The sequence below is a fragment of the Candidatus Poriferisodalis sp. genome (assembly GCF_965237655.1).
Classification (GTDB): domain Bacteria; phylum Actinomycetota; class Acidimicrobiia; order Acidimicrobiales; family Poriferisodalaceae; genus Poriferisodalis.
The window spans coordinates 591562-606566 of record NZ_CBDEGB010000002.1; the positions used below are offsets into that span (position 1 = coordinate 591562).

The 15005-nt window shown below is 66.4% G+C and carries 15 protein-coding genes; 9 read left to right on the forward strand and 6 right to left on the reverse strand.

The genetic code is table 11. The features are described 5' to 3' along the window. Positions 1-49: 49 nt before the first annotated feature. Together atpC and ACPXYO_RS10780 are read left to right on the forward strand one after the other, a co-directional pair. Positions 50-433, forward strand: coding sequence for an ATP synthase F1 subunit epsilon (atpC, locus tag ACPXYO_RS10775; RefSeq protein ID WP_423920098.1), 384 nt, complete (start codon positions 50-52; stop codon positions 431-433). Between the two features lie 146 nt (positions 434-579). Further along, positions 580-1152: a hypothetical protein gene (locus ACPXYO_RS10780; RefSeq protein WP_423920101.1), complete on the forward strand. Its 573-nt coding sequence runs from the start codon at positions 580-582 to the stop codon at positions 1150-1152. Positions 1153-1179: 27 nt separating this feature from the next. Here the strand turns inward: ACPXYO_RS10780 and ACPXYO_RS10785 are convergent, their stop codons facing one another. Beyond that, a complete protein-coding gene (locus tag ACPXYO_RS10785) occupies positions 1180-1635 on the reverse strand; it encodes a phosphoribosyl-AMP cyclohydrolase (RefSeq protein ID WP_423920103.1) in 456 nt (151 codons plus the stop codon). 3 nt (positions 1636-1638) lie between these two features. Then, a complete protein-coding gene (glpX, locus tag ACPXYO_RS10790; RefSeq protein ID WP_423920105.1) occupies positions 1639-2679 on the reverse strand; it encodes a class II fructose-bisphosphatase in 1041 nt (346 codons plus the stop codon). A gap of 152 nt (positions 2680-2831) precedes the next feature. Between glpX and lhgO the strand changes: the two genes are divergently transcribed. Then, on the forward strand, positions 2832-4043 hold the full coding sequence (gene lhgO / locus ACPXYO_RS10795; RefSeq protein WP_423920108.1) for an L-2-hydroxyglutarate oxidase: 1212 nt from the start codon (positions 2832-2834) through the stop codon (positions 4041-4043). Positions 4044-4056: 13 nt separating this feature from the next. Here the strand turns inward: lhgO and ACPXYO_RS10800 are convergent, their stop codons facing one another. Together ACPXYO_RS10800 and ACPXYO_RS10805 are read right to left on the reverse strand one after the other, a co-directional pair. Next, complete coding sequence (locus tag ACPXYO_RS10800) at positions 4057-4635, reverse strand: alpha/beta family hydrolase (RefSeq protein WP_423920111.1); 579 nt, start codon at positions 4633-4635, stop codon at positions 4057-4059. Positions 4636-4681: 46 nt separating this feature from the next. Further along, positions 4682-6244: an MFS transporter gene (locus tag ACPXYO_RS10805; protein ID WP_423920114.1), complete on the reverse strand. Its 1563-nt coding sequence runs from the start codon at positions 6242-6244 to the stop codon at positions 4682-4684. A 94-nt stretch (positions 6245-6338) separates the two neighbouring features. Here ACPXYO_RS10805 and murA point away from each other — a divergent pair, with 94 nt between their 5' ends. Continuing rightward, a complete protein-coding gene (gene murA / locus ACPXYO_RS10810) occupies positions 6339-7619 on the forward strand; it encodes a UDP-N-acetylglucosamine 1-carboxyvinyltransferase (protein WP_423920117.1) in 1281 nt (426 codons plus the stop codon). Positions 7620-7661: 42 nt separating this feature from the next. Beyond that, entirely contained in the window at positions 7662-8627 is a 966-nt protein-coding gene (gene meaB, locus ACPXYO_RS10815) for a methylmalonyl Co-A mutase-associated GTPase MeaB (RefSeq protein ID WP_423920120.1), read from the forward strand. A 42-nt stretch (positions 8628-8669) separates the two neighbouring features. Here the strand turns inward: meaB and ACPXYO_RS10820 are convergent, their stop codons facing one another. Together ACPXYO_RS10820 and ACPXYO_RS10825 are read right to left on the reverse strand one after the other, a co-directional pair. Beyond that, positions 8670-9794, reverse strand: coding sequence for an SRPBCC family protein (locus tag ACPXYO_RS10820; RefSeq protein WP_423920122.1), 1125 nt, complete (start codon positions 9792-9794; stop codon positions 8670-8672). A 125-nt stretch (positions 9795-9919) separates the two neighbouring features. Then, entirely contained in the window at positions 9920-10864 is a 945-nt protein-coding gene (locus tag ACPXYO_RS10825) for a LysR substrate-binding domain-containing protein (protein ID WP_423920125.1), read from the reverse strand. Positions 10865-11187: 323 nt separating this feature from the next. On the opposite strand from ACPXYO_RS10825, the gene ACPXYO_RS10830 reads away from it, so the two are divergent. The 4 genes from ACPXYO_RS10830 to ACPXYO_RS10845 all read left to right on the forward strand — a co-directional run bounded on the left by ACPXYO_RS10830 (position 11188) and on the right by ACPXYO_RS10845 (position 14997). Next, entirely contained in the window at positions 11188-12345 is a 1158-nt protein-coding gene (locus tag ACPXYO_RS10830) for a cysteine desulfurase family protein (RefSeq protein ID WP_423920128.1), read from the forward strand. Beyond that, the gene (gene mnmA / locus ACPXYO_RS10835) at positions 12342-13436 is read left to right on the forward strand and encodes a tRNA 2-thiouridine(34) synthase MnmA (protein ID WP_423920131.1); all 1095 of its coding nucleotides are present in this window, start codon (positions 12342-12344) and stop codon (positions 13434-13436) included. The genes ACPXYO_RS10830 and mnmA overlap by 4 nt, the downstream gene beginning before the upstream one ends. Then, positions 13433-13900 (forward strand): hypothetical protein, encoded by a 468-nt coding sequence (locus ACPXYO_RS10840; protein WP_423920134.1) that lies wholly within the window; start codon positions 13433-13435, stop codon positions 13898-13900. The genes mnmA and ACPXYO_RS10840 overlap by 4 nt, the downstream gene beginning before the upstream one ends. Positions 13901-14037: 137 nt before the next feature. Beyond that, positions 14038-14997: an exonuclease domain-containing protein gene (locus tag ACPXYO_RS10845; RefSeq protein WP_423920137.1), complete on the forward strand. Its 960-nt coding sequence runs from the start codon at positions 14038-14040 to the stop codon at positions 14995-14997. Positions 14998-15005: the final 8 nt, after the last annotated feature.

The following is a 15005-nucleotide window of genomic DNA, read 5'->3' on the forward strand; positions in this document are numbered from 1 at the left end:
GCAGCGGCAGAGCGGCACAGGGAGTCACACGGGATGCAGGTTGAGCCAAATGCAGGTTGAACTCGTCTCGCCCGAAGCGGTGCTGTTCAGCGGCGAGTGCAGTCAGGTAGTGACTCGCACAGTCGACGGCGACATCGCGTTCTTGGACCACCATGCTGCGTTCATCGGCGCGCTCGACATCGGGCAGACCCAGCTGTGGGCCTCCGATGGCATCGTGACGCTGGCCCTGAACCGTGGCTTCGTGGAAGTCAGCAACAACGTCGTCACCATCCTCAGCGATGCTGCCTTCGCAGCCGACGAGATCGACGTGGCAGCCACTCAGGCAGACCTCCAAGCCGCCCAGGCTGCACTTGCGGCAGACGCAGACGACGACGAAGCCAAGGCTGCGCTCGCTTGGGCCGAGACACGCATCGCGGTCGCCGGAGCCGCTTGAGCAAGTCTCGTCGTCGCGGGGTGATCCGGGCGTCTGCGAACATCTGAGAGTCCTGCTGCTGCACTGAGAGGACTCGTCATGATCGAACTGCCTGATCAGTTCGTGTTCAACACGTTCATGTTCCTCGTCTGGGGATCGCTGATCATGTGGATGGCGGCGGCTGGCTGGCCCAGCAGGGCGTTCAGGACTTTGCGGGCTCGACGATCGTGCACAGCACCGGCGGGTGGGCAGCGCTGGCCGGCGTGCTGGTGGTTGGTCCCCGACTCGGCAAGTTCCGCTCCGACGGCACGGTGAGGCCCACGCCGCCGTCGAATGTGCTCATCGTGACGCTTGGCGTGTTCATCCTGTGGTTCGGCTGGTTCGGCTTCAACGGCGGATCCCAGCTTGCGCTCGGCAGCGTCTTCGACGCCGTCGCCATGAGCAACGTGCTCGTCAACAGGAACCTCGCGGCCGCAGCGGGCGTAGTGGCGGCGCTTGCGGTCTCCCGGTCAGTACTGGGAAGGGTTGACCTCTTCGCGGGTCTCAACGGAGCCATTGCCGGCCTGGTCTCGGTAGGAGCGTTCGTGTTCATCGCCTCCTTCATCGTCTGGAAGCTCATGGATCTCGCGATGGGCCTGCGGGTCTCGCGCACCGTCGAGCAATTGGGTCAGGACTCCGGGGAGCTCGGCATCGAGGCTTACCCGGAGTTCGTGCTGATGCCCGAGAACTTCGACGAGTAGCAGTGCTGATTCAGCTGTCGAGACAATTCAGCTGTTGAGGTGGCGCAGCTGGCTCGAGTCGTCCAGAGCGCGGTAGTAGCAGCCTGGACGGGCTGAACCACTGGCGTCGCGGGTGTGACACGCTCCGCCTGCGTCGCGCCGCACCCGGTACAGCAACGAGTTCTGCTCGCAGTTCACACGCACGTCGACGAGTGAGAGGGTGTCGCCCGAGGTGGCGCCCTTGTGCCAGATCTCGTTGCGCGAGGTGGAGTACAGCACGGCACTGCGTCGCTCGAGGGTCAGTCGCAACGCCTCGTCGTTGGCGTAGCCGATGAACAGCACGTCGCCGGTGTCGACGTCCTGCAGTACGACCGGCACGACCTGGTGGCTGTCGCGGCCGATCTGAGCAACCTTGCCGAAGTCGATGCGGGCGACCGTGCCTTTTTCAAGGTCGTCGAGCGCTGGCTCCGTCTGGGGCGCGATATCGGTTCGGGAGTCAGGCATGGCTCAGGTGAAGTCCACAGCCGCGTAGGCGCTGAGCTTGTCGATGTCGTGGGTGGCTTCGATGCGCCGCACTGTGCCGCTGCGCGAGCGCATCACCAGCGAGTCGGTGGTGGCACGCTGCGCGGTGAACTTGACACCCCGCAGCAACTCTCCGTCGGTGATGCCCGTGGCGGCGAAGAAGACATCGTCGGACTGCACCAGATCGTCGATGTGCAGTACGCGCTCGAGGTCGAAACCGGCCTCTACGGCCGCTCGCCGTTCGTGGTCGTTGCGCGGCCACAGGCGACCCTGCAACTCGCCGCCGAGGCACTTGAGCGCCGCCGCGGAGATAATGCCCTCGGGCGTGCCGCCGATGCCGAAGAGCACGTCAGTGGTATCGCTGGCCGCCGCGGAAATGGCCCCGGCGACATCGCCGTCGGGAATGAGCCGGATGCGGGCGCCGGTCTCTCGGATCTCCCGGATCAGCTCACCGTGGCGGTCGCGGTCCAGTACGACCGCGGTCAGGTCTCGCAGGCCTTGTCCGGTGACTTCAGCGATCGCCCGGAGGTTCTCCGACGGCGAGCGGTTCAAGTCCACTACCCCCTTGGCGTCGGGACCAACAGCGATCTTCTCCATGTACACGCACGGGCCGGGATCCAGCATGGTGCCTCGCGGCGAGACCGCGATGACCGAGATGGCGTTCCCCCGGCCGAGCGAGGTCAGCGTGGTGCCGTCGATCGGGTCCACCGCTACATCGGTGAGTGCGCCGGTGCCGTCGCCGATGAGCTCGCCGTTGAACAGCATCGGCGCTTCGTCTTTCTCGCCCTCGCCGATGATCACGATGCCGTCCATGGGCACAGTGCTCAGCACCACTCGCATCGCGTCGACGGCGGCGCCGTCGGCACCGTCCTTGTCGCCGCGACCCATCCAGCGAGAGGCGGACATGGCCGCTGCTTCTGTGGTGCGAACCAATTCCAGCGCCAGGTTACGGTCCGGAGTCTGGCGGGCGAGATCCGGACGGTCGTCGCGGCCTCGATCGCCGAACGATCTGCGATTGTCATTCATTGCAGCCGACCATAGTGCTGCCGCCGTATCGAACCCACGGCGGCGGGCCGTAGACCGCCGCGTAATCAACTCGGCGGCAGACCGTAGACCGCCGCGCAATCAACTCGGCGGCAGACCGTAGTCCTTTCGATTGGCCCGCTAGCTTCGCTTCGATGACTAGCGCCCGGTCCCCGTCAGCCCGCGCGGATCTCGCCGTGGTGGGGGCGGGGATCATCGGGCTGGCGACCGCGCACCGCTATCTGGCAGATCATCCCGGTCGCCGCGTGGTGATCCTGGAAGCCGAAGACCGGCCGGCGATGCACCAGACGGGCCGGAACTCCGGCGTACTGCACTCGGGTGTGTATTACCGGCCCGGTTCAGCCAAGGCGGAGTTGGCGGTCGCCGGCCGCAGTTCGATGGTCGAGTTCGCCCGACAGCGGGGCATCGCTCACGAAGTGTGCGGCAAAGTCATCGTGGCAGTTGACAGCTCCGAGCTAGAGCGGCTCGCTGCGCTCGCCGAGCGGGCCGTGAGCAATGGCGTTCCCGCCGAGCTCATTGACGCTCGGCGCTTGGCTGAGCTGGAGCCGTATTGCGCTGGGGTGGAGGCGCTGCTGATTCGAGGCACTGGGATTGTCGACTTCGGCGCAGTGTGCGACGCGTTGATCGGCGAGATCGAAGCCGCGGGCGGCGAGCTGCGCACGGGTACGGCGGTGGTCGGGCTCAGCGAGGGCGCCGACGGCGTGCGGGTCACCACGACGACTGGCAAGCTGGTGGCGAAGAGCCTGGTGAACTGCGCGGGGCTGCGCTGCGATCAGGTGGCAGCGCTGGTGGGTGCAAGGGGCGGTTACCGGATCGTCCCGTTCCGCGGCGAGTACTACGAACTGGTGCCCGAGCGCTCGCATCTCGTCAACAACCTCATCTATCCCGTGCCTGACCCGAGCTTTCCGTTCCTCGGGGTGCACTTCACCCGCATGATCGACGGCACTATCCACGCCGGCCCCAACGCCGTGCTTGCGTTGTCCCGTGAGGGCTACCGCTGGAGCGACATCAGCGGGGTCCAGCTGCGCGAGCACGTCACCAACCGCGGCCTGTGGCGTCTTGCTCGGCGCTATTGGCGCACGGGCGCGGGGGAGGTGTGGCGGTCGCTGAACAAAACAGCGTTCACCCGGGCGCTGCAGCGGCTGGTGCCCGACATCGAGTCGTCCGATTTGATCCGCTCGGCCGCTGGCGTGCGTGCCCAGGCCATGGATCCCGGCGGTGAGCTCGAGGACGACTTCGCTGTAGCGACCGCTGGGCGTAGCACCCATGTGCTGAACGCCCCGAGTCCCGCCGCCACCTCCAGCCTGGAGATTGCCAAGATGATCGTGAAGCGGATCGACGGCTGAGGCTGGCGACAGCTCAGCCCTCGAGCCCGTCCAGCCAGTTCTCGACGTGTTCGACGACGGCGCGGCGTGCAGCGATGGTGTTGGGATCGTGTCGAGCGCCGTCGATGAAGCGGAGTGTGACCGGACCTGCGAGAGCGCTCGTGTGCTCGCGCAGCTCGTCTGGCGTCGCGAACGGATCACGCGTGCCTGAGATGAACAAGCACGGCACCGTGATCTGGCCGAAGTGAGCGCTGCGCAGACGCTCGGGTCGCTCGGGTGGATGCAACGGGTAGCTGAGGAGCACGAGACCAGCTGCGGGAGCGCCGGCAGCGACTGCCATGGAGCAGACACGGCCGCCGAAGGATCTGCCGCCGAGGAACATGCCTGCTGGCGGCACGCCGAGTTCGGCCGCGATCTTCCGCAGGTCCTCCAGCAGTTCATCGACGACGTTCTCCGCGCGGGGCGGTGCTCGCCGACCGGCCCGCCGGTAGGCGAAGTCGTGTCGCCTCACCGGCATCCGGTCGGTCAAGGCTGTCTCGATGTCAACGAGCGTGCGGTGGTCCGCGCCACCGCCGGCACCCGGTGTCAGCAGCAGTCCTCGAGCGTCGCTCATCGCAGTCTCATCTTGACCCGGTCAGGACTGGTCGTGTACCGACCTGTCACATCGCTGCTGGGGGCGGCGCAGGGGGCCGCAGCCCTTCGGAGTCCGCAGCAGCGTCGGCCGGGTGCAGTTCCTCGAGTTCGTGGCCGCTGCGTTCGACCAGCCACAGCACGGCGATGGCTGCTGCGACAAGCGGCCCGACCCACAGCAGCGCGATGACCTCGCCGAAGCTGCCCCACGCCGTACGTAGACGCCCAGCGATGAGCACGCCGGCGGCCGCGCCGCCGACACCCATGGCACCGGTCAGTGTCGCAGCGCGTGCCCGCACGGCGGTCGGGAACAGCTCGCCGCGGTACACACCGAGCGAAGGCAGCAATCCTGCCGACAGCATCGCCCCGACGAGGCCCAGCAACCACAGCGCCGCCCCGGACACGTTGAACATCACCACGAGGGAGCCCAGGCCCGCCACCGAAGCAATGGCCAGGATGACGCGCCGGCCCCGGGAGTCCGCCAACCGGCCCGCCGCATACACGGCGAGACCCGCAGGCGTCGCCGTGCCCAGCACGAACAGCGACACCAACGTTGCGCTGAAGCCGTGCTCGTCACGCAGGTATTCGTTGCGGAACCAGTCGATGGGCCCCAGGAACAGGCCGAATGCCAGGTAGATGGCGCCAAGGAGCGCGATCGGACGCCAGTACCCGCTCAGCCTCACTCCACGGCCGCGTCGTTCGAAGCGACGGCTCTCGGGCAGCCTGCGCAGCAGCGGACGAGCGGCGAACAGTGCGAAGAGCGGAACGCTGAACAGCAGTCGCCACGCCCACGGGGCCAGGTCGGACAGGGGTTGCAGCCAGACGACCACGCCGGCGCCCAGCGCAGCCGCCATCGCCAGCACTGACAAGCACCACGCTCGGCAGCCCGCTGGGATCTCCTCGAGCGCCATCACGACGATCGTGGCGCCGAGTGCCGCGTTGGCGGTGCGACCGATGAGCCAGAACGCGCCGAGCCATGCCATAGAGGGCGCCAGCGCCGCCAGCGCCGCGCTCGAGATGCCGACGAGCATGGCGCCGGCCACGATGCGCCGCCGCCCGTAGCGATCCGCAAGCACCGACACACCGATGGCGAGCAGCGTTCCGATGCGCACCACTGCCCCCAGCGTTCCCTGGGCGGATTGATCGGCCCCGAATTCGTCCGCTGCGTAGGTGTGGAGTTCCGATGGAGCGTTGGCGAGGTAGCCGCTCAGCATCGCCGCGGCGGCGAGCATGGCCATGATGGTTGCCGAGCGTGGGGTGAGGCGTTGCGGCGGTGCCCACACCGGCTGTTTGCCGTCGCCTGTTCGCGAGGTGCGCATGGCGCGCCGGACAGCAACGTTGATGGCCGGTCCGAACCACGGCACCGCCAGTTGCCACTCCAGCGTCTCGGTCACTTGGTGGCGCGCTGTGCCTTCCATGGGGGTCACGCGCACCGAGCGGGCATAACCCTCGAAGGGACCCTCTGCGAGATCGAAGGTGCGTGTGCCGTCAACGGCGGGGCCGGGGGCCTCGAGCACGATGTCGTCTCGCGGGCGCAGCAGTTCAGCTACCTCGTCGGAGTCGGCAACGAAGGTACGTACCTGCCGGGTCACGCTGGGGGCCTAGCACAGCTGCACTCTGAGCCGGTACATACTGCACTGGCCCCGCGGCACCGCATGGGTGCCCGGCAGTGGTATCGGTAGGGCGATGAACGAGCCGGATTCGGGCGAGCTTGACACGATCGTGGCTCAGCGCAGCAGTGCCCTCGAAGGCGAGGTCCACATCGGCGGCGCCAAGAACAGCGTGCTCAAGCTGATGGCAGCGTGCCTGCTGGCCGAAGGCCGACACGTGCTGGCCAACGTGCCCGACATTTCCGACGTGACGCTCATGTGCGAGCTGCTCGAAGCGATGGGTGTGACGGTGACGCGTGCCGATCACCGGCTCGTCATTGACGTGCCGGAGGAGTTGGACACAGCGGCGCCGTACCACCTTGTCGAGCGCATGCGAGCCTCCATCGTGGTGCTCGGCCCGCTGCTGGCGCGATTCGGCAAGGCCCGTGTGGCGCTGCCGGGCGGGGACGACTTCGGACCGCGCCCGATCGACATGCACCTGAGGGCGTTGGAGAGCCTCGGGGCAGTGTTCAGCACCGCCCACGGCGACATCTCGGGCATCGCGGAGGTGCTCACCGGGACAGAAGTCGTGCTGGAGTATCCCTCGGTGGGCGCGACCGAGAACGTGCTGATGGCTGCGGTGCGAGCCAAGGGCCGCACGCTCATTCACAACCCGGCCCGCGAACCAGAGATCGGCGACCTCGTGAACTTCCTCAACCAGATGGGAGCGCAGGTGGGCTGGGCAGGGGATCGCCTCGCGGTCGACGGGGTGGAACGCTTGGCGCCCGCCAGATCCACCGACGGCTACCGGGTGATTCCCGACCGCATTGAGGCAGCCACATTCCTTGCGGCGGTCGGCATGTGCGGTGGGTCGGTGTTCCTGCGTGACGCGGTGGCTGACCACATGACGATGCTGATTCGCAAGCTCACCGAGATGGAGGTGCGCATCGTTTCCGACGCGGCGGGGGTGAGGGCGACCGCGACCGGTCGGCTCTCGGCCGCGGACGTCTCCACGCTGCCGTATCCGGGCCTGGCGACCGACTACAAGCCGTTCCTCGTCTCGATGCTCACGACGGCGTCCGGCGTCGGGATCGTCACCGAGAACATCTTCACCGGGCGGTTCCGCTACATCGATGAGTTGCGGCGCATGGGTGCCGACATCCGCACAGAGGGCCATCATGCCGTAGTGCGCGGCACCGAACGCCTCTCGGGAGCGCCGGTACGCGCCCATGACATCCGAGCTGGCGCGGCACTGGTGGTGGCCGGCCTCGCAGCCGAAGGCGAGACCGAAGTGGCAGGCGCCACGCACATCGATCGTGGCTACGAGGATCTCGTCAGCAAGCTCGCCGGCATTGGCGCGACCATCACACGCCGCTAGAGCGTGCCACCTTCGGTGCGCATCGCTACCGTCGGCGCGCCGATGACGCCCACCGAAGGTTCCCTGACTGCCGATGTGGCGAGCCTGCTTGAGGCTGCTCGCACGGGGCACCGGCGCGCCCTGGCGCGGATCATGTCGCACGTCGAGCGCGGGGGTCCGCAGGCACGGGAGCTGGGAGCGCTGACGTTCGCCCAGTCAGGCAACGCTCACACGGTCGGAATGACGGGTGCCCCTGGGTCCGGGAAGTCCACCCTCAACTCGGCAGTGGCCGGCGTGGCCCGCGAGCGCGGGGAGCGGCTTGCCGTGCTCGCCATCGATCCGTCGTCGCCGTTCAGCGGTGGGGCGATCCTCGGCGACAGGGTGCGCATGTCCGACCACACCTTCGACGAGGGCGTCTACATCCGCTCGATGGCCACCCGGGGCCATCTCGGCGGTCTCACGCTGGCGACGCCGCTCGCGGCGCGGGTGCTGGATGCGCTGGGCTGGCCGTGGGTGGTCATCGAGACAGTCGGCGTGGGACAGGTCGAGACCGAGATCGTCGGCGCCGCCGATACCACGGTCGTGGTCGTGAATCCGGGTTGGGGCGATTCGGTGCAGGCCAACAAGGCGGGTCTGATGGAGATCGCCGACATCTTTGTTGTGAACAAGGCCGACTGGCCCGGCACGTCGGAAACGAGCAGGGACATCCGCCAGATGCTGGACCTCTCTGCGCCGGGTGACTGGGACCCGCCGATTCTCACCTCGGTTGGCACCACCGGCGAAGGCGCGGCCGAGCTGTGGGACGCCATCTGCGCGCACCGCGATCACTGCACGGCTTCGGGGGAACTGGAGGCGCGCCGAGCGGCTCGTGTGGAGACCGAGCTCGATGAGGTCTTGCGGGCCAGCATCGCTGAGCGTGTTAAGGCGCTGACCGATGGTCCTGCCGCAGAACAGCTCCGCGAGCGTCTTGCTCGGAGAGAGCTGGATCCCTACGCCGCTGCCGAAGTCCTTCTCAGCCAGGCTCGCTGAGTCGCCAGAGTTGATCTTGTGGACGCCCTAGCGCTGCGGGACTCAGTCGAGTTCGCCGCGGGCGAGCGCGAAGACCGCCTCGCGCTCGTTCGGGTGCAGGTTGCGGTCGAGCAGCCGCAGGTCGGCCGCGGCGCGCAGGCGCGAGAGAATCTCGTCGGCGCCGAACGCCTTGAGGAAGGCGCGCGCGAAGCGGGTGCGGAATGCGTTGATGACCGCACGGGCGGCGGCGTGGTTGTCGGGCGAGCCGGTGCGCAGCCGCACGTAGGTGGAGGCAGCGTCGAATCCGCAGTCGCCGGCGGCTGCGTTCGACCAGTCGATGACGACGGGGCCGCCGGGGGTGAGCTTCACGTTGTCGGGCTGCAGGTCGAGATGGACGACCGAGCTGCCGCCTGAGACCTTGACCCAATCGCCGGGCGCCGGTACCTCGCCGAGTCGTCGGTGCAGTCTCGCCAAACCCTTCGCGTGTCGCGACAGCAGCCACGGCTTTGCCGCTAAGTCGTCGAGCATGGTGGGTCCGGAGAGGCGCTCCATCACCACCGAGTGATCGTCGGGCACCGAGATCACTTTGGGCGCAGGAAAGCCGTACGTCCGCACGTGGCGCATCGCTTCGGCTTCGTGGCTCAGATCTCGCCCGCGGAGGCTGACACGAATGATGTGCGGGCCGTAGGCACGCACTTCGGAGTCGCGTCCCATCCCGAGCAGCGGTCCAGGCTCATGGCCGGTCGGTCCTTGCTGCCGTTCGAGAATCCGGGCCCGCAGCGTGCGCAGATTCTTCCGCCACATGCGCTCGAGCACCAACGAGGCGGGCTGCTGCCCGAATCGCGCGCCGAAGTACCACGGCAGCATGAGTTCCTCGTTCCAAGTGAAGCGTGTGCCTTCATCAATCGGCGTGAGCGTGAAGCGGCCAGTGCCACGCACGGCTCCGTGGTGCTCGACGCCGAGCGTTCGCGGCGGGTCCCACTCGACGACTTCGATGCGATCCGTTGTCTGCAGCGGGCCGAGCCTGGTCACGCAGTCGAACGTCGTGCCGACACCTTCGGTCTGATCGGAGGTGAAGGTGATCAACTCGGCGTCAACCATCCACTCCACATTGCGAGCAAGGTCCGCCGCGAAATCCCAGACCTCTTGTTGCGATGCGGGAATGTCGATCTTGACCTCGATGCCCATGTCGCCGGCTGCCCTGTCGTTGCCCGTCGCAAATGCGTCGCACCCAATGGGTCTCGTAGCCCGGCAGGGGACCAAGGCCAGCGAGTGCGAACGCTCAGAGAGTGTGGCACCGCAATCGGCCGCTGTCATTCCGCGTCTGGCGCATCTCCAGGTTCCTGGCTCGCTGCAGCCGGCGGCGAGGTGTTGTTCAGATCCGCCAGCCGTTCCGCAATCAGGACAGCCAGATCGCGGTACAACGGCGCGGCGGGCGACCGACCACGCCAAGCGAGTGCCAGCTGGCGGCTCGGGATTGCGTCGCTGAACGGGCGGACAACGATTCCTGCACCCCGTCGCGCCTCGATGGGGGCGGCGCTCCTGGGCAGCAGCGTCACACCCATGCCGGCCGCAACCATCTGGCAGATCGTCGTCAGGCTGGTACCGCCCTTGCCGACCTCACGGGCGCCAGCGTCGCGGCAGATCTCGAGCGCTTGACCACGCAGACAGTGGCCATTTTCGAGCAGCAGCACCGTCTCATCAGCGAGTTCGTCCGACGTCACAGCGGGTCGGCGCGCCAAGCGATGCCGGGGCTCCATTGCCAGCAGGAAGGGATCTTCGAGCAACACGAGATGTTCGATGTCCCCGGACGGAATCGGCAATGCCAGCAGCCCAAGATCGAGCTGGGCCGTGGTCAACACGTCGACCAGCGCAAGTGTCTTGAGCTCGTCGAGATGTATCTGCACGTCAGGGTGTCGCTCGCGGACGATGGGCAGGATTCGCGCCAGCAGGTACGGCGCTGCCGTCGGGATCGCGGCGATTCTCAAGGGGCCGATGAGTTCGTCAGTGCTGCTGCGGCCCCATTCGAGGAGCTCGTCGGTATCGCGCAGGACGGTCCGGGCACGGTCCGCCAGCTCGCGACCTATAGGAGTCACGACGATGCCGCGGCCGACCCGTTCGGTGATCGCGACGCCGAGATGGCGTTCGAGCTGCCGGATCTGCGTACTCAGCGTGGGCTGGGAGACGTAGCAGGCCGCTGCCGCGCGTCCGATGTGCCCGTGCGTGTCGAGTGCCGCTAGATACTCCAACTGGCGCATGGTCGGTCGACCGACAGCGTTGGTATTCGGACGTGTCGCCGACGGGGGACTCACGTGACGCTTCCGGCTGTCGGCGATGGGGACGTCCGACTCACCAGTGAGGTGATGTCCATGAAATTCCTTACTCCGGCTGAAGAGGTCGGTTGCGGTTGTCCCCACATGCATTGTCTCCCGGCTCCGCACGCAGGTGGTCGCGCAAACGGCCCCAAAACCATTCGTTTGTCCCTTCGTGTCGATTAGGCCAAAGCCATGAATGAGTGCTCGGAGTGGCACATCTGCGCCCGCCGGCGGACGGCCTTGGGCAGCACCCGTAACCTCACGATGTGAACGTCGACGGGATTCGGACCGCTGATCGGCCCGCCTATCTCGACTGTGCTGCGTCGACGCCGATGCGGCCGTGTGCCGTCGAGGCCATGACGCCGTTCTTTGAAACCCAGTTCGCCAATCCGTCGGGAGCTCACCGCATGGCGCGCAGGTCAAGGTTGGCGATCGACGACGCCCGCGAGATTGCGGCCCACGCGCTCGACTTCGACCCGCACGGCATCGTGTTCACCAGTGGCGGGACCGAGGCCGACAATCTCGCAGTGCGCGGCGTCACGGCTGCGACCCGAACGACCGCACTGTGCCCGGCGACCGAACACCACGCAGTGCTGCATCCGGTTGAAGCGGTCGGCGGACGGAAGGTGCGAGTCGATTCCGGCGGCGCGGTCGATCTCGAACATTTGGCATCACAGCTGGCTCCCGATGCGGGTCCGCCGGTCGGGTTGGTCTCGGTGATGCTCGTCAACAACGAGTCAGGCGTCGTTGCCGACCTCGATGCGGTCGCCGAGGTGGTGCGTGCGCACGCCCCCGAGGCGCTGCTGCACACCGATGCCGTGCAGGGCGTCAACTGGATTGACATCGCCGCAGCGGCGCGCCCCGCAGACCTGCTGTCGTTGAGCGCTCACAAGTTCGGCGGCCCCAAAGGCGTCGGCCTCTTGGGCATCCGGCCCGAGGTGCCGCTGTCGGCGCAGCTGCTCGGCGGCGGACAGGAGGCGGACCGGCGCAGCGGCACGCACAACACCGCTGGCATCGCCGCGCTCGGCGCAGCGCTTGCAGAGCTGACCGAGACGCGCGATGCCGACATCTGCCGCATAGGCGCGATGGCAGATCAGTTGGCCGACGGACTGCTCACAGCAATCGACGGATGCGTCGAGACCGTCACGCGGTCTCGCCGCGCCGCGGGCATCTGCCAGTTGCTCCTCGAAGGCATCGAGACCGAGGCGTTGCTGGTGCTGCTCGATCGATATGACGTGATGGCCTCCGCAGCGGCCTCATGTGCATCGGGTGCCATGGAGCCCAGCCATGTGCTTGCCGCCATGGGCGTCGACCGTCAAGTCGCAGCTGGCTCGCTGCGCCTGTCGCTGGGCTGGCGCACCGAACCGTGGGAGATCGAGCGGGCCGTCGAAGCGATTCCCGGCTGCGTGGAGCAGCTGCGATGACACAGCTGCGTGGAGCAGCTGCCAAGACACAGCTGCATGGAGCAGCGACAAAAAGCAAGGTACTCGTCGCGATGTCGGGCGGCGTCGACAGCTCCGTCGCTGCCGAGCTGTGCCTGCGCAAGGGCCATGAAGTGGTCGGCGTCACGCTGAAGCTGTGGGGAGGGCCCCAAGATCGAGGCTGCTGCGCGGTGTCAGACGTGGACGATGCCCGCAGGGTGTGCCAGCAGTTGGGCATCGACCACTTCGTCTTCAACTACGCGGCCGAATTCGAGCGCGATGTCGTCGAGACGTACGTGGATGCACACCGCAGAGGTCTCACTCCAAACCCGTGTATCGCCTGCAACCGGCATGTCAAGTTCGATGTGCTGTTGGACCGAGCCCGTCGCTTGGGCTTCGACCGCTTGGTCACCGGACATCACGTGCGCATCAGCTCCCGAAGCGGCGGGTTGGCGCTGCAGCGCGGTACCGATAGCGCGAAAGACCAGTCCTACGTCCTGTACATGCTCTCGGCGTCAGATCTGGCGGACGTGTGGTTCCCCGTCGGCGACTACCGCAAGGACGAGCTGCGGGCAATTGCATCCGAACTCGGACTGCGCACGGCCCAAAAGGCCGAGAGCCAGGACGTCTGCTTCATCACCGAGACCGCGGGCAGGGAACGCTTCCTGGCTGAACGCATCGACCTGCACTCTGCGGAACTGGTCGACGCGTCGGGCCGGCGCATCGGCACCGCTCCGGCGGTGGAGTTGGTTACGGTCGGCCAGCGCAAGGGTCTCGATCTCGGCGGCGCGCCGCAGCGTCGATACGCCATCGAAGTAGACATCGGAACCCGTCGTGTCACCGTCGGCGGGGTCGATGATCTGGCAGCACGGGGTGTCCAGCTGGTCGACCATCGCTGGGCCAACAGGTCCGTTGCCGGCGACGTACTCGCCCAGACCAGCGCGCACGGGCACGCGCTGCCAGCGAGCCTCGATGCTGAGGGTCAGTTGCACTGGATCGAACCTCAGCGCCGCGTCGCTGCCGGACAAGCTGTCGTCTTCTACGAAGGTGACGAGGTGCTCGGCGGTGCGACCGCCGCCGGACATCTCGCATGAGGCGCGCGAGATCCGAGGGCAATCTCAACGGCGACGATCCGCCCGTTCCCTGGGCGTTGCGCAAAGGTGTCTCCACGGCCATCACGTTTGGCGTGCTCGCCGCTGCGGCGGGCGTCGTGCTAGCGGTGTGGCTGACTCGCGGAGGCGAGTCTGCTCCGCCATATCCGAGCGGCCTGCAGACAGTGACGCCGGTGCCCGGCGCTCAAGTGCCACACCAGAGCCCGATCGGTGCTCGTCTCGACCCCGGCTGGAGGCCGACACTCGTCATCAACGGGACGACCATTCCCGCTGGACAGCTCGACGCCGGCACGACCCAACTCGGTGAGTACTTCTTTGCTCCAGGGACTGGCAAGGTCATCGAGAAGCTGCGCAGCGGGCAGACGTGCGCTCGTGTGACCGCCACTCCGACGATCGACATCGAAGCGGCCGACTTCAGCTTCGAGTGGTGCTTCGCGACGTTCTAAGGCTCGGAGTCCAGGCCAACTCGTCCAGCACAAGCAAGAGTGCCCGGGCCAGATCAAACTCCACACATGCTCAACCGCCTGAATCGTGGCGCTAGAGTCGCCCGATCCAAGCCACATTGCATGGAAACGTGAGTGCGATGAATCATCCACCGTGGAATTCTCGATTCAGCGATTCGTTCGTAGCGCTCGACTTCGAGACCGCGACAAGTGCGCGGAATTCGGCCTGCGCTGTCGCAGCAGTCATGTTCGAGAAGGGAGCAGTCTCCGACAGCTACGTCTCGTTGATTCAGCCCCCCGGCAACGAGTACGACCCTTTCAATATCTCAATTCACGGGATCAGGCCGAGTAATACGCGATCGTCTCCGACATTTCCGGAAGTCTGGAGAGATATAGAGGCGTTCACCCAAGGCTCACTCGTCGTCGCGCACAATACGGCGTTCGATATGTCCGTACTTCGGAGAAGCTCAGAACACCACGAGTACCAACCCGGTGGATTCGCTTTCGCGTGCACCTATCGGCTCTCGGCGTCGCACATGCCAGAGGTGGGCGCGTGGAGACTTGACGTGCTCGCCGACGAATTTGACATCCCGCTGGTGCACCACGATCCGATGTCGGTTGCGGAGGCAGCCGGAAAGTTGTGGGTTGCACTGTCTCATTTCGCAGCGTTGAGCCACAGAGACCTTCTGGATCTTCACGGTTACAGACTTGGGAACTTCGACATCATCGATTACCTCCCGTTCTCGAACGCCAAGTCCTCTGAGGCAAGCCGGCCTGAGCGGCGCCGGTTCGCAGCAGACACAGTGATTGATCCAGATGGACGGCTACACGGCAAGAACGTCGCCTTGACCGGCACCCTCGCGTCCATGCCGCGAACAGATGCGTTCGATGCGATTCTTGGTGTCGGTGGCAATCCGGCCAAGAGGGTAAGTGGCAAGACGGACTACTTGGTCGTAGGTTCCATCAACTTGGCACAGGTTGGTCCGTCCGGCATGAGCACCAACCACAGAATGGCATTCGAGCTCCAACAATCAGGGCACCGGATTCAGATCATCGACGAAGATGACTTTCATTGCCTGCTGGCCAACGAACCTATCTAGACGATGCG

Bases quoted from the DNA above. Each gene is read 5' to 3' on its own strand.
- atpC (WP_423920098.1), top strand. From the start codon at position 50: ATGCAGGTTGAACTCGTCTCGCCCGAAGCGGTGCTGTTCAGCGGCGAG.
- ACPXYO_RS10785 (WP_423920103.1), bottom strand. From the start codon at position 1,635: ATGCCTGACTCCCGAACCGATATCGCGCCCCAGACGGAGCCAGCGCTC.
- glpX (WP_423920105.1), bottom strand. From the start codon at position 2,679: ATGAATGACAATCGCAGATCGTTCGGCGATCGAGGCCGCGACGACCGT.
- lhgO (WP_423920108.1), top strand. From the start codon at position 2,832: ATGACTAGCGCCCGGTCCCCGTCAGCCCGCGCGGATCTCGCCGTGGTG.
- ACPXYO_RS10800 (WP_423920111.1), bottom strand. From the start codon at position 4,635: ATGAGCGACGCTCGAGGACTGCTGCTGACACCGGGTGCCGGCGGTGGC.
- murA (WP_423920117.1), top strand. From the start codon at position 6,339: ATGAACGAGCCGGATTCGGGCGAGCTTGACACGATCGTGGCTCAGCGC.
- meaB (WP_423920120.1), top strand. From the start codon at position 7,662: ATGACGCCCACCGAAGGTTCCCTGACTGCCGATGTGGCGAGCCTGCTT.
- ACPXYO_RS10820 (WP_423920122.1), bottom strand. From the start codon at position 9,794: ATGGGCATCGAGGTCAAGATCGACATTCCCGCATCGCAACAAGAGGTC.
- ACPXYO_RS10825 (WP_423920125.1), bottom strand. From the start codon at position 10,864: ATGCGCCAGTTGGAGTATCTAGCGGCACTCGACACGCACGGGCACATC.
- mnmA (WP_423920131.1), top strand. From the start codon at position 12,342: ATGACACAGCTGCGTGGAGCAGCTGCCAAGACACAGCTGCATGGAGCA.
- ACPXYO_RS10840 (WP_423920134.1), top strand. From the start codon at position 13,433: ATGAGGCGCGCGAGATCCGAGGGCAATCTCAACGGCGACGATCCGCCC.
- ACPXYO_RS10845 (WP_423920137.1), top strand. From the start codon at position 14,038: ATGAATCATCCACCGTGGAATTCTCGATTCAGCGATTCGTTCGTAGCG.